Here is a 13,445-nt window from a genome sequence, read left to right as displayed (position 1 = left end):
CGCTCCTAAGGTTCGCTCCACGACAGCGGAACCCGTGGAGCATCCAATGACAACGACAATCTCCCCACCGCCGCAATGGTCGCGTCGGCGTGCGGAAAAGCAGCGTCGCCTCGACCAGGTGCGATCCCTCGCCGACGGCGTGGTGCTGCCCAGCGAGCGCATCGTCGCCGCCCTGGAGGCGCTGATCGCCCCCGGTGACCGGGTGGTGCTCGAAGGCAACAACCAGAAGCAGGCGGACTTCCTCTCCCGCTCCCTGGCCAAGGCCGACCCCGGGCGCCTGCACGACCTGCACATGATCATGCCCAGCGTCAGCCGCGCCGAGCACCTGGACCTGTTCGAACGCGGCATCGCCCGCAAGCTCGACTTCTCCTTCGCCGGCCCGCAGAGCCTGCGCATCAGCCAGCTGCTGGAAGACGGCCTGCTGGAAGTCGGTGCCATCCACACCTACATCGAGCTGTACTCGCGCCTGCTGGTGGACCTGATCCCCAACGTCGCGCTGGTGGCCGGCTTCATGGCCGACCGCCACGGCAACATCTACACCGGCCCCAGCACCGAGGACACCCCCGCCCTGGTGGAGCCCACGGCCTTCTCCGACGGCATCGTCATCGTCCAGGTCAATGAGCTGGTGGACGACGTCGGCGACCTGCCGCGCGTGGACATCCCCGCCTCCTGGGTCGATTTCGTGGTGGTGGCCGACAAGCCCTTCTACATCGAGCCGCTGTTCACCCGCGACCCGCGCCACATCAAGCCGGTGCACGTGCTGATGGCGATGATGGCGATCCGCGGCATCTACGAGAAACACAAGGTCCAGTCGCTCAACCACGGCATCGGCTTCAACACCGCCGCCATCGAGCTGATCCTGCCCACCTACGGCGAATCCCTGGGGCTGAAGGGCAAGATCTGCCGCAACTGGACGCTCAACCCGCACCCGACGCTGATCCCCGCCATCGAGACCGGCTGGGTGGAAAGCGTGCACTGCTTCGGCACCGAGCTGGGCATGGAGGGCTACATCGCCCAGCGCCCGGACGTGTTCTTCACCGGCCGCGACGGCTCCATGCGCTCCAACCGCATGATGTGCCAGCTGGCCGGGCAGTACGCGGTGGACCTGTTCATCGGTGCCACCCTGCAGGTGGATGGCGACGGCCATTCCTCCACCGTCACCCGGGGCCGCCTGGCGGGCTTCGGCGGCGCGCCGAACATGGGCCACGACCCGCGTGGCCGCCGCCATTCCACCCCGGCCTGGCTGGACATGCGCCCCGAACCCGAGGCCCTGCTGGCGCGGGGCAAGAAGCTGGTGGTGCAGATGGTCGAGACCTTCCAGGAGGGCGGCAAACCCACCTTCGTCGAGACCCTGGACGCCGTCGATGTGGCGAAGAAGAGCGGCATGCCCCTGGCGCCGATCATGATCTACGGCGACGACGTCACCCACCTGCTCACCGAGGAAGGCATCGCCTACCTGTACAAGGCGCGCACGGTGGAAGAGCGTCGCGCCATGATCGCCGCCGTCGCCGGGGTCACCGCCATCGGCCTGCGCCACGACCCCAAGGACACCGAGCGCATGCGCCGCGAAGGGCTGATCGCCCTGCCCGAGGACCTTGGTATCCGCCGCACCGATGCGACCCGCGAACTGCTCGCCGCCAAGAGCATCGCCGAGCTGGTGGACTGGTCCGGCGGCCTCTACACCCCCCCGGCCAAGTTCAGGAGCTGGTGATGAGCGCACTGATCGCGAAAAGTACCGGGCTGCCCCTGGCCGAGTGGCTGGCGGACCAGGCCGTCGATGCGCTGATCGACGAAGCCGACCTCTCGCCCAAGCCTGCGCTGGTGGACCGGCGTGGCAGCGGCGCCCACAGCGACCTGCACCTGGGCCTGATGCACGCCTCGGCGCTGTCGCTGTGGCCGGCCTTCAAGGCCATGGCCGAGGCGGCGGTGGCGTTCGGCGACGTTGGCCAGCCGCTGCGCGAGGCACTGGGCCGCATCGGCCGCGAAGGCGAGGCCGCCATGCTCGCCGTCACCGGCGGGGTCAACACCCATCGCGGTGCCATCTGGGCCCTCGGCCTGCTGGTGGCCGCCGTCGCACTGGAACCGGCCAAGGCCGAAGCCGCAGGCATCACCACCCGTGCCGCGCGCATCGCCCTGATCGACGACCGCGCCGCGCCGCAGCAAGACAGCCACGGCAGTCGTGTCGCCCAGCGCTACGGCGCCCGGGGCGCGCGGGAGGAGGCCCAGCTGGGCTTCCCCGCCGTGCGCCAGCACGGCCTGCCGCAGCTGCAGCGCAGCCGCGCCCACGGCAGCGGCGAGCAGAACGCCCGGCTCGATGCGCTGCTGGCGATCATGGCCGAGCTGGCCGACACCTGCGTGCTCTGGCGCGCCGGCCCGGAAGGGCTCGCCGCCATGCAGCGGGGCGCCCGCGCGGTGCTCGACGCCGGGGGCTGCGCCAGCCTCGACGGGCGTCGCCGGCTGCGCGAACTGGAAACCCGTTTGCTGGGGCTCAATGCCTCGCCTGGCGGCGCGGCCGATCTGCTCGCCGCCTGTTTGTTCATCGACCGAGTCGGGAGCTGACCATGGAAACCCTGTCTTTCGAATTCCCCGCCGGGCAACCCGCCCGGGGCCGCGCGCTGGTGGGCTGCGTCGGCTCCGGCGACCTGGAAGTGCTGCTGGAGCCCGGCCTCGCCGGCAAGTTGTCGATCCAGGTGGTGACCTCGGTGAACGGCAGCGAAGCCCGCTGGCGGCACCTGTTCGAGCGCATGTTCGCCGGCCAGTCGCTGCCGGCCCTGTGCATCGACATCCACGATTTCGGCGCTACCCCCGGCGTGGTGCGCCTGCGCCTGGAGCAGGCCCTGGAGGAGGTGACCCATGACTGACAACGCACGCCTGCTGGCCACCCGCAGCTTCGTCGAACTGGGCGCCCGCCAGCGCGCCCGCGAATTGCTCGACCCGGGCTCGTTCCGCGAGCTGGTGGGGCCCTTCGAACGGCTGGTCTCCCCCTGGCTGCCGCGCCAGGGCATCGTGCCCCAGGCCGACGACGGCGTGGTGGTGGCCAAGGGCAGCATCAATGGCCTGCCGGCGGTGATCGCCGCCATCGAGGGCGCCTTCCAGGGCGGCAGCATGGGCGAGGTGGGCGGCGCCAAGATCGCCGGCCTGCTGGAGCTGGCTGCCGAGGACAACCGCAAGGGCATTCCCACCTGCGCCGTGCTGCTGCTGGAAACCGGCGGCGTGCGCCTGCAGGAGGCCAACCTGGGCCTGGCGGCCATCGCCGAGATCCAGGCCGCCATCGTCGAGCTGCGCCAGTACCAGCCGGTGGTCGGCCTGGTGGCCGGGCCGGTGGGCTGCTTCGGTGGCATGTCCATCGCCGCCGGGCTGTGCAGCCACCTGCTGGTGACCCGCGAAGCGCGCCTGGGCCTCAACGGCCCGCAGGTGATCGAGCAGGAAGCCGGCATCGAGGAATACGACTCCCGCGACCGGCCCTTCATCTGGAGCCTCACCGGTGGCGAGCAGCGCATGGCCAGCGAGCTGGTGGATGGCTATGTCGCCGACGATATCGACGCCATCCGCGAGGCCCTCGGCGGCCTGCTGACCAGCGACGAGCCGCCGTTGCCCCGCAGCCGCCGGCATGCCTGGTTCCTCGAACGCCTGGCGCGCCTGGGCGATGACTGTGCACAACTGGACGCCGCCGCCGTGCGCGCCCTCTACACGGGAGAACCGCAATGAGCCGTGGAATGCAGTGGCTGCACGCCCTGGCAGGCGACAGCGAACAAGCCGGCTATCCGGCTTCGGTGAAGGTCATCGATGGCGAGGTGGGCAGCCGCGCGGCGCGCTTCATCGCCGTGGTGGCGGATGCCGCCAACCCCTTCCCCCGCGCCCGCAACGGCGAGGTGGGGCTGCTGGAAGGCTGGGGCCTGGCCAAGGCCGTGGATGACGCCATCGAAGCCGACGCTGGGCGCGGCACCAAGCGCGTGCTGGTGGCGGTGGTGGACGTACCCAGCCAGGCCTACGGCCGCCGCGAGGAGGCCCTGGGCATCCACCAGGCCCTGGCCGGCGCAGTGGACGCCTATGCCCGCGCCCGTCTCGCCGGGCACCCGGTGATCGGCCTGTTGGTGGGCAAGGCCATGTCCGGCGCCTTCCTCGCCCACGGCTACCAGGCCCAGCGCCTGATCGCCCTGGACGACGCCGGGGTGATGGTCCACGCCATGGGCAAGGCCGCCGCCGCGCGCATCACCCTGCGCAGCGTCGACGACCTCGAAGCCCTCGCCGCGACCATCCCGCCCATGGCCTACGACCTCGACAACTACGCCTCCCTCGGCCTGCTCTGGGAGCGCCTGGCTGTGGATAACGTCGAGCAGCCCGCTGCCGCCGATGTCGCCCGGGTGCGCGATTGCCTGGTGCGGGCGGTGGCGGATATCGGCACCACCACCGACCTGCGCGGGCGCCTCGGCGCCGAGAACCGCGCGGCCTCGGCGAAGGTGCGGGCGATGCTGCGGGCGCAGTGGTAAGGCCCTCGCACAGGAGCGGACCATGAAGGCCAATCATCCTCACGATCTTCTCTGGGGCCTCGCCCCGGAGCAGCTGCCCGCCGAGGCCCCGGCCTGGGCGCGGCAGGTGCTCGCCGCCGGCCAGCCGGTGGTGGTGCGCCGCGCCCTGTGCGAGCCGGGTCGGGTCGCCGTGGGTGTGCGTGGCGCCAGCCGCGAACAGCGCTTCGCCACGCTGATGCCCCTTGCCGCCGTCCAGCGCTGCATCAGCCCGGAACAGCTGCGCCCGCGTACAGCCGGGCATTGGCCGGCGCTGCGCGCGCTGGTGGAGGTTGCCCCCGTGCTGGAGGCCACCGGCCTCGCCTGGGGCCCCACCGGCGGCGTCGGGTTCGAGCTGGCCACCGGCGTGCCGGTGCTGCATGGCGAAAGCGACCTCGACCTGCTGCTGCGCACTCCCGAACCCTTCGAACGCCAGCGTGCCCGTGAGCTGCTGGCGCTGCTCGAACGCGCCCGCTGCCGCATCGACCTGCAACTGGAAACCCCGTTCGGCGCCATCGCCCTGCGCGAATGGGCCGGCGATTCCCGCCGCGTACTGCTCAAGTGCGCAGAGGGCGCGCGCCTTGTGGATAACCCCTGGCAGGCCCTGGAGCACGTGGCGTGAGCAGCCTCTTCGCCTTCCCCGGCCAGGGCGCGCAGCAGGTGGGCATGCTCCACCAGCTGCCACTCGAAGCACGTGCCTGCCTGGACGAGGCCAGCGCAGCGCTGGGCGAAGACGTGCTGGCGCTGGACTCGGCCGAGGCGCTGCAAGGCACCCGCGCCGTGCAGCTGTGCCTGCTGATCACCGGCGTTGCCTGCGCCCGCCTGCTGCTGAAGGAAAGCCCGGCGCCGGATTACGTGGCCGGCCTGTCCATCGGCGCCTACGGGGCGGCGGTGGTCGCCGGTGCCCTGGAATTCGCCGATGCCCTGCGCCTGGTGGCCCTGCGCGGCGAGCTGATGCAGCAGGCTTATCCACAGGGCTTCGGCATGACCGCCATCGGCGGGCTCGACCTGGGCACCCTCGAACGCCTGATCGCGGAGGCCGAAGGCCCGGTGTTCCTGGCCAATATCAACGCCGACAACCAGCAGGTGATCGCCGGCAGCGACGCCGCCATGGCCGCCGTCGCCGCGCGCGCCCGCGGCCTGGGCGCCGGCCTGGCGAAGCGCCTGGCGGTCAGCGTGCCGTCCCATTGCGCGCTGCTGGAAGCACCGGCCCGCGAGCTGGCTGCGGCCTTTGCCGAAGTACAGGTGCATCGCCCGCAGCTCGGCTACATCAGCGGCACCACGGCGCGGCCGATCCACGACCCCGAGCGCCTGCGTGACGACCTCGCCTTCAACATGTGCCGCGTCGTCGACTGGCACGGCACCCTGCGCAACGCCTACGAACGCGGCGTGCGCCTGCACATCGAACTGCCCCCCGGTGCCGTGCTCAGCGGCCTGGTGCGGCGCGTATTCGACCAAGGTACGGTGATCGCTTTCCAGGGCACCCGCCGCGATACGCTGGACGCCCTGCTGCGTCGGGAGGTAGGTCGAACGCCCTGACCCCCCCGCGCGTTTCGAAGCACAAGAACAACAACTTCGACAGAACCGAGGACAACAACAATGATCATCTACGGTGTCGCCTTTCTCGCCCTGTGCACCCTGGCAGGCCTCCTCATCGGAGAGCTGCTGGGCAAACTGCTCGGTGTCCCCGCCAACGTCGGCGGCGTGGGCATCGCCATGCTGCTGCTGATCTTCATCGGCAGCTACCTCAACAAACGCGGCCTGATGAGCGCCAAGTCCGAACAGGGCGTGGAGTTCTGGAGCGCGGTCTACATCCCCATCGTGGTCGCCATGGCCGCCCAGCAGAACGTGCTCGGCGCGCTCTCCGGCGGGCCGATGGCGATCCTCGCCGGCGTCGCTGCGGTGGTGCTGGGTTTCGCCATGGTTCCGGTGCTGGACAGGCTCGGACAAAAGAAGCCCTCGGCGGCCCCCGCTGAGCCCCTGACCCAAGCGCAACGGTGACCGCCATGTACGAATCCATGTTGAAAGTGATCAACGGCTACGGGCTGATCAGCGGCTTCGCGGTGATCGGCGTGACCATGTGGCTGTCCTACTGGCTCTCCGACAAGCTCACCCGTGGGCGCCTGCACGGCTCGGCCATCGCCATCTTCCTCGGCCTGGTGCTGTCCTATGTGGGTGGCGTGGTCACCGGTGGGCAGAAGGGCCTGGTGGACATCTCCCTGCTGTCGGGCATCGGCCTGCTGGGGGGCGCCATGCTGCGCGACTTCGCCATCGTCGCCACGGCCTTCGGGGTGAACATCGAGGAGCTCAAGCGCGCTGGTGTTTCCGGGGTGATCTCGCTGTTCGTCGGCATCGGCACTTCCTTCGTCGCCGGTGTCGGCGTGGCCCTGGCCTTCGGCTACACGGACGTGGTCAGCCTCACCACCATCGGCGCCGGGGCGGTCACCTACATAGTCGGGCCGGTCACCGGTGCGGCCATCGGTGCCAGCTCCGAGGTGATGGCGCTGTCCATCGCCGCCGGCCTGGTGAAGGCCATCCTGGTGATGGTGGCGACGCCCTTCGTAGCGCCGCTGATCGGCCTCAACAACCCGCGCACCGCAGTGATCTTTGGCGGCCTGATGGGCACCTCCAGCGGCGTGGCCGGCGGCCTGGCGGCCACCGACCCGAAGCTGGTGCCCTATGGCTGCCTGACCGCCGCCTTCTACACCGCGCTGGGCTGTTTGATGGGCCCGTCGGTGCTGTTCTTCGCCATGCGTGGGCTGATGGGCTGAAGCCTTGTCCTACAAGCGGCGCTGGGGTCGGGCGCCGCTTTGGTTTAGCATCCCGCGTCTTTCGGGGTGCGGCGGCCCGCTGGAGCACCGCGCCGTTTTCCTCTCGCCCAGCCTGGTTGCCTCCGATGCCTTCATTGCGTGCCTGCCTGCTCATTCCCCTGCTGCTTCTACCCGCCATCGCCCAGGCCGCCGAGGTCGACGGCGCCAGCCTGAGCCTGCTCTGGGCGCTGCCGTTCGCCGGCATCCTGCTGAGCATCGCGCTGCTGCCGATCATCGCCAGTGACTTCTGGCACCACCATTTCGGCAAGATCACTGCCGGCTGGACGCTGCTGTTCCTGGTGCCCTTCGTCGCCAGCTTCGGCGCCCACGCGACGCTGGCCATGGGCGTGCACGTGCTGTTCGGCGAGTACCTGCCCTTCATCGTGCTGCTGCTGGCGCTGTTCACCATCTCCGGCGGCATCCTGGTGCAGGGCAACCTGCACGGCTCGGCCGGGCTCAACACCCGGCTGCTGGCCCTGGGCACGCTGCTGGCCTCGGTGATGGGCACTACGGGTGCGGCCATGCTGCTGATCCGCCCGCTGCTGCGCGCCAACGACAACCGCCGGCACAACGCCCATGTGGTGGTGTTCTTCATCTTCCTGGTGGCCAACGTCGGGGGCGGTCTAACACCCCTGGGCGACCCGCCGCTGTTCCTCGGCTTCCTCAAGGGCGTGGACTTCTTCTGGACCCTGAAGCACATGGCCGTACCGGTGCTGGCCATGGCGCTGCCGTTGCTGGCGATCTTCTACGTGATCGATCGCTACCTCTTCAGCCGCGAAGACGAACTGGCTCCCGCCGACCCCACCCCCGATGCGCCGCTTTATGTGCATGGGCAGTTCAACTTCCTGCTGCTGGCCGGCGTGGTCGGTGCGGTGCTGCTCTCGGGGGTGTGGAAGCCGGGCATCGGTTTCGACCTGCTGGGCACCCGCGTGGAACTGCAGAACCTGGTACGCGACGGCCTGCTGCTGGCCCTGGCGGGGCTGTCGCTGTGGCTGACCCCGCACTGGGCACGCAAGGGCAACGAATTCAACTGGGGGCCGATAGTCGAGGTGGCCAAGCTGTTCGCCGGCATCTTCATCACCCTCACCCCGCTGATCGCCATCCTTCGCGCCGGCCGCGACGGGCACCTGGCAGCGGTGGTCGCCGCCGTTACCGGTGCCGATGGCCAACCGCTGGACACCATGTATTTCTGGATGACCGGGGTGCTGTCCAGCTTCCTCGACAACGCACCCACCTACCTGGTGTTCTTCAACCTCGCCTCCGGCGACGCTCAGGTGATGATGGAGCAGTTGCCACAGACCCTGCTGGCGATCTCCATGAGCTCGGTGTTCATGGGCGCCATGACCTACGTCGGCAACGCGCCGAACTTCATGGTCAAGGCCATCGCCGAGCAGCGCGGCGTGAAGATGCCGAGCTTCTTCGGCTACCTGCTCTGGTCCTGCGCCGTGCTTCTACCGCTGCTGGCGGTGCTGCAGTGGGTGATGCTCTAAGGGGGCGCTCGGCGTTCCCGGGCTGAAGCCCGGGCTACGTCTCTGGCGCCGCCTTCAACCCCCGCGCGCCAGGCTGTACATCCGGCATTCGGCCAGCAGCGCCAGCAGGTTCGGGTCGCGCTCCTTGGCCTTGAGGAAGACCACGCCTATGTGCTGCTGCAGGCGGTAGCGCGCCTGCAGCGGGATCAGCTTCACGCGGTTCTCGTACACCGCGGCGATGCGCCCGGGCAGCAGGGCGTAGCCGACCCCGGAGCTGACCATGCTGAGCAGGGTGAAGATGTCGTTCACCTGCATCGCCACCTTCGGCTCGAAGCCCGCCTGCTGGAACACCCGGCCGCCGTCGCGGTGGGTGGCGAAGCCCTGGGTCAGGGTGATGAAGGTGGAGTCGGCCAGGTCCGCCAGGTCCACCTCGGGCTGGCCGGCGAAGGGCGAGTCGGTGGGCACGGCGAGGAAGATGTCGTCGGAGAACAGCGGCAGCTGCTCGCAATCGCCATCGCTCACGCCCTCGTCGAGGGAAACCAGGATGGCGTCCAGCTCCATGTTCTTCAGCTTGTAGAAAAGATCGACGTTGGAGCCGAGGATCAGGTCGATGTTCAGCTCGCTGCGCCGCAGCTTCAGCCCCATGATCAGCTGCGGCACCGTCTTCACCGTCAGCGAATAGAGCGAGCCGAGCTTGAAGCGCTCGGCCGAGAAGCCTGCCGCTTCACGGGTCAGGCGCACCGTCTCGAGCACGTCCTGCACCAGCTTCTGCGCACGCTCCTCCAGCACGAAGGCACTCTCCAGCGGTGTCAGGTTGCGCCCCTCGTGCTTGAACAGCGGGCAGCGCAGGGCGCTCTCCAGGGAGTGGATGGCGCGGTGCACGCTGACGTTGCTGGTGTTCAGCTCGGCCGCTGCGCGGGAGAGGTTGCCGCTACGCATGAAGGCGAGAAAGGTCTGCAGCTTCTTCAGGGTGAGTTCGTCGTCGATCTGCATGGCACCGCGTCCCGGTCCGGGTGATTGAGCGAAGCCCTCATCCTACAAGTTCGCGCCCGCGAACCCGATGGGACCTTTAGTGAATAAGCTAATAATGCATAATTAAATAAATTCTTATTCCTTAACAGATATATGGGCAGCCCCTAGACTCCTCCTCGTCGAAACATTGCAAGGAGGGCTCGCCATGCGCAGCCAGGCCATTCGTTACCTGATTCTGCCGGGATGGCAGGGCTCGCCAGACGAGCATTGGCAGAGCCATTGGCAACGCACCCTGCCCAACGCCAGCCGCGTCGAGCAGGCCGATTGGGACCTCCCCGAGCGGGACGCCTGGGTCGCGGCGCTGGAGCGCGCCATCGATGCCGAGCGCACGCCGGTGATCCTCATCGCCCACAGCCTGGGCTGCGTCACCGTCGCCCACTGGGCCCGGCAGGCCGACCCGGACGTGCTGCGCCGGGTACGCGGCGCACTGCTGGTTGCGCCGGCTGATGTCGAGCGCCCCGGCTGCCCCGAACCGCTGCAGGGCTTCGCCCCGATTCCCCGGACCGCGCTGCCGTTCCCCACGCTGCTGGTGGGCTCGGACAACGACCATGCCGCCAGCACCCCGCGTGCGCTGGAGTTGGCGCGCCAGTGGGGCGCCGAGCCGGCCATCCTCGCCGGTGCCGGGCATATCAATGTGAAGTCCGGCCACCATCTCTGGGAACAGGGGTTCGCCTACCTCTACCGGCTGCAGGGTCGCATCGAGCAACTGACCCGCAAGCGCGCCTGAGCACCTGCCCAGGATCGGCTTGCCCATTTGCAGCTCGTGAACTTCGCGCCCCCGGCTGTTTTCGCCTTGTTCTTCTCCAGCTCGCTCGATCCCGAACAGGTTCATTTTTCAATGTGACGCCAGGGCCCGCTGCTTCGCAGCCAGGGTCCGGCGGGAGATTTCGTTCATGACCCAGGAACATACCGGCCAGCCCCTGCTGAGCTTCGCCGATGCCGACCGCAGCCCCCTGAGCATCCGCGCCCGCGCGCTGGTGTTCGTCGACGCCCGCTCGCGGCGCCTGCGCGAGGAGGTGGAGCAACTGGCACCGGCCGCCGTGCCGGTGCTGATCCAGGGCGAGACCGGCACCGGCAAGGAGTTGCTGGCGCGGCAGATCCACAAGGGCAGCGAACGCCCGGGGCTGTTCGTGGCGGTGAGCTGCAGCGCCATCAGCAAGGTCTACGCCGAGGCCGAACTCTTCGGCCACGCCCCGGGTGCCCATGCGGGCTCGGCCAGCAGCCGCGCCGGCTGGTTCGGCTCGGCCAACGGCGGCACCCTCTACCTCGACGAGATCGGCGACCTGCCGCTGCCCCTGCAGGCCAAGCTGCTGGCGGCCCTGGAAAGCCGCGAGGTGATCCGCGTCGGCGCTGCCCAGCCGACCCCGGTGGACGCCCGCCTGGTGGCCGCCACCAGCATCGACCTAGCCAAGGCGGTGGCCGCCGGCAAGTTCAACGAGCGCCTGTACCAGTACCTGGATGAAGGCCGCGTCGAGCTGCCGCCGCTGCGCGAGCGCCCGGACGACATCCTGCCCCTGGCCGAATACTTCCTCGGCATCTACGCCCAGCGCCTGGACCTGCCGCTGCCCTTGATCAGCACCGCCGCCCAGGCCGCGCTGGAGAGCTACCCCTGGCCGGGCAACACCCGCGAGCTGGAGAACAGCGTGCACTTCGCGCTGCTGGTGAGCGACGGCGACGAGGTGCTACCGCAGCACCTCAACCTGCCGCCCGCGCCGAGTTATGCACAGCTCGCGCTGCAGCTGCGCCAACTGGCCGCCAACGATGTGGATAACCTGCGGCAGCTGTTCGCCGAGGTGCTGGCGGGGTAAAGCGGTGGATCGACACCCCGGAGGCAGGCCCTAGCCGTGCAGGTGGAACAGCTTGTGCACGATGCGCCAGCGGCCGTCGATCTTCAGCAGCGAGAGGTAATCGGTGAAGTCCAGGCCGGCGTAGACGTCGGTGACCTTGGCCAGGGCGGTGTCGCCGGTGAGGTCCAGGGACTCCAGACGCCACACCGGCGCTTCGCCCTCGGCCACCACCGGGCCCCTGGCCTGCAGGCCGGCGATGAAGGCTTCGGGCGAGAGCCACTGCAGGTCCGGGCCGAAGTGCCCGACGATGCGGCTGTCGGGGTGGAAGGCGCTGCGCAACAGCGTCGCGTCCGCCCGCACCATGCCTTCCACGTAATCCCGTACCACAGCCTCGATGGCCTGGCGTTCCGCTTCCATGTCCGTGCTCCTGTCGCGTGGGAAAAGGCCAGAGCCTAGCCCGCCCGGACCGATACCGCAGCTCCCGATGTTCCGTACCGCGGACCCTCCCAACCGCCATAACGCCCATCGCCCCGATGCGCGGCGCGGCTCGGGGCTGGACGGTGGATCGGAGACGCGCGACCCACCCTACGGGCGCTTCATCTCACGGGGCCTGGGTCAATGGATCTGCCCGGCCGCCTGGAGGCGCTCGCGGGTGGCGCGCAGGCGCGGCAGGGGCAGGCATACCAGCAGGGTGGCAACCAGCACGCCCACGCCCATCAGCGGCAGGTTGGCCAGGCCCATCCCGGTGCTCAGCCACAGGCCGCCGACGAAGGCGCCGCTGGCGTTGCCGAGGTTGAAGGCCGCGTGGCTGAGGGTGGCGGCGAGGCTGGCGGATTCGCCGGCCTGCTCCACCAGCAGCAACTGCAGCGGCGAGGAGATGGCGAAGCTGGCCACGCCCCAGAGGAACAGGCAGGCCAGGGCCAGCACCGGCACCTGGGCGAAGACGAACAGGCCCAGCAGGCACAGGGTGCTCACCGCGAAGGCGCCGGGCAGGGCGAAGCGGAAGCCCTTGTCCGCCAGGCGGCCGCCCAGCAGGTTGCCGAGGGTCAGGCCGATGCCGAACAGCAGCAGGGCGAAGTTGGCATGCTCGGGGCTGAAGCCGGAAACATCACGCAGCAGCGGGCTGATGTAGGTGAACACGCCGAACAGCGCCACCGACGACAGGCTGCACACCCCCAGCGCATGCAGCACCGGCCGGCGGAAGATGCCGTCCCAGGCACCGGCGGCGCTGGGTTGTGGCTTGGCGGTGGCCGGCAGCCAGAGGAACTGCGCCAGCAGGGTGAGGAAGCCCAGGGCCGCCACCACCATGAAGGTCACCCGCCAGCTGGTGGCCTGGCCGAGCCAGGCACCGGCCGGGACGCCGAGGACGTTGGCGATGGTCAGTCCGCTGAGCACCAGGGCCATGGCCGAGGCGCGGCGGTGGGGCGGTGCCAGTTCGGCGGCCAGCAGGGTGGCGCAGCCGAAGAAGCCGGCGTGACTGAAGGCGGTGAACATGCGCGCGGCCATCAGCCATTCGTAGTTCGGTGCCAGGGCGCAGCCGAGGTTGCCCAGGGCGTAGGCGCCCATCAGCCAGAGCAGGGCCTGGCGACGTGGCAGGCGGCCCAGCAGCGGGCCGAGCAGGGGGGCGCCGATGACCACGCCCATGGCATAGGCGCTGACCAGCAGGCCGGCGTCGGAGAGGCTTACGGAGAGGTCCTGGGCCACTTCGGGCAGCAGGCCCATGATGATGAATTCGCTGCTGCCGACGACGAAGCCGCCAAGGGCCAGTGCCAGCAGCGGCAGGGAGAGGAGGGTGCCTGGATTCATGGTGTTTCCGGTGGTGGGGCGTTTTGCGAGGGGCGC

General features: G+C 69.5%; 15 protein-coding genes. 12 read left to right on the top strand and 3 right to left on the bottom strand.

What is annotated here, in order from left to right; all coding sequences use genetic code 11:
• The first annotated feature begins 46 nt into the window (after positions 1-46).
• The 10 genes from mdcA (at position 47) to PI990_RS30280 (ending at position 8,805) form a co-directional block, all read left to right on the top strand.
• A complete protein-coding gene (gene mdcA / locus PI990_RS30325) occupies positions 47-1,711 on the top strand; it encodes a malonate decarboxylase subunit alpha (protein WP_184489815.1) in 1,665 nt (554 codons plus the stop codon).
• Complete coding sequence (locus tag PI990_RS30320; protein WP_271659373.1) at positions 1,711-2,559, top strand: triphosphoribosyl-dephospho-CoA synthase; 849 nt, start codon at positions 1,711-1,713, stop codon at positions 2,557-2,559. Before mdcA ends, PI990_RS30320 begins: the two co-directional genes overlap by 1 nt.
• Before the next feature lie 2 nt (positions 2,560-2,561).
• On the top strand, positions 2,562-2,861 hold the full coding sequence (locus PI990_RS30315) for a malonate decarboxylase subunit delta (protein ID WP_271659372.1): 300 nt from the start codon (positions 2,562-2,564) through the stop codon (positions 2,859-2,861).
• A complete protein-coding gene (locus PI990_RS30310; RefSeq protein ID WP_271659371.1) occupies positions 2,854-3,708 on the top strand; it encodes a biotin-independent malonate decarboxylase subunit beta in 855 nt (284 codons plus the stop codon). The genes PI990_RS30315 and PI990_RS30310 overlap by 8 nt, the downstream gene beginning before the upstream one ends.
• The gene (gene mdcE, locus PI990_RS30305; protein ID WP_184489812.1) at positions 3,705-4,490 is read left to right on the top strand and encodes a biotin-independent malonate decarboxylase subunit gamma; all 786 of its coding nucleotides are present in this window, start codon (positions 3,705-3,707) and stop codon (positions 4,488-4,490) included. The genes PI990_RS30310 and mdcE overlap by 4 nt, the downstream gene beginning before the upstream one ends.
• Positions 4,491-4,512: 22 nt before the next feature.
• On the top strand, positions 4,513-5,127 hold the full coding sequence (locus PI990_RS30300; protein ID WP_184489811.1) for a malonate decarboxylase holo-ACP synthase: 615 nt from the start codon (positions 4,513-4,515) through the stop codon (positions 5,125-5,127).
• Positions 5,124-6,044, top strand: coding sequence for a malonate decarboxylase subunit epsilon (gene mdcH, locus PI990_RS30295; protein WP_271659370.1), 921 nt, complete (start codon positions 5,124-5,126; stop codon positions 6,042-6,044). Before PI990_RS30300 ends, mdcH begins: the two co-directional genes overlap by 4 nt.
• Before the next feature lie 60 nt (positions 6,045-6,104).
• Entirely contained in the window at positions 6,105-6,506 is a 402-nt protein-coding gene (gene madL, locus PI990_RS30290; RefSeq protein ID WP_043246646.1) for a malonate transporter subunit MadL, read from the top strand.
• 5 nt (positions 6,507-6,511) lie between these two features.
• Positions 6,512-7,276 (top strand): malonate transporter subunit MadM, encoded by a 765-nt coding sequence (gene madM, locus PI990_RS30285; RefSeq protein ID WP_021217719.1) that lies wholly within the window; start codon positions 6,512-6,514, stop codon positions 7,274-7,276.
• Between the two features lie 125 nt (positions 7,277-7,401).
• On the top strand, positions 7,402-8,805 hold the full coding sequence (locus tag PI990_RS30280) for a sodium:proton antiporter (RefSeq protein ID WP_271659369.1): 1,404 nt from the start codon (positions 7,402-7,404) through the stop codon (positions 8,803-8,805).
• Positions 8,806-8,859: 54 nt separating this feature from the next.
• Here the strand turns inward: PI990_RS30280 and PI990_RS30275 are convergent, their stop codons facing one another.
• Positions 8,860-9,777 (bottom strand): LysR family transcriptional regulator, encoded by a 918-nt coding sequence (locus PI990_RS30275; protein WP_021221766.1) that lies wholly within the window; start codon positions 9,775-9,777, stop codon positions 8,860-8,862.
• A 184-nt stretch (positions 9,778-9,961) separates the two neighbouring features.
• Between PI990_RS30275 and PI990_RS30270 the strand changes: the two genes are divergently transcribed.
• Positions 9,962-10,543 carry an RBBP9/YdeN family alpha/beta hydrolase gene (locus PI990_RS30270; RefSeq protein WP_271659368.1) on the top strand — a complete coding sequence of 194 codons (582 nt, stop codon included), beginning with the start codon at positions 9,962-9,964 and terminating at the stop codon, positions 10,541-10,543.
• Positions 10,544-10,709: 166 nt separating this feature from the next.
• Entirely contained in the window at positions 10,710-11,624 is a 915-nt protein-coding gene (locus PI990_RS30265) for a sigma-54-dependent transcriptional regulator (protein WP_271659367.1), read from the top strand.
• Between the two features lie 30 nt (positions 11,625-11,654).
• On the opposite strand, the gene PI990_RS30260 is transcribed toward PI990_RS30265, so the two are convergent.
• The gene (locus PI990_RS30260; protein WP_021221763.1) at positions 11,655-12,020 is read right to left on the bottom strand and encodes a nuclear transport factor 2 family protein; all 366 of its coding nucleotides are present in this window, start codon (positions 12,018-12,020) and stop codon (positions 11,655-11,657) included.
• Between the two features lie 198 nt (positions 12,021-12,218).
• Positions 12,219-13,409 carry an MFS transporter gene (locus PI990_RS30255; RefSeq protein ID WP_021221762.1) on the bottom strand — a complete coding sequence of 397 codons (1,191 nt, stop codon included), beginning with the start codon at positions 13,407-13,409 and terminating at the stop codon, positions 12,219-12,221.
• Positions 13,410-13,445: the final 36 nt, after the last annotated feature.

The sequence above is a fragment of the Pseudomonas sp. TUM22785 genome, from assembly GCF_028198105.1.
Classification (GTDB): Bacteria; Pseudomonadota; Gammaproteobacteria; order Pseudomonadales; family Pseudomonadaceae; genus Metapseudomonas; species Metapseudomonas solani.
The sequence above is the reverse complement of the archived record's forward strand: the minus strand, read 5'-3'. Positions and strand labels throughout refer to the sequence as shown.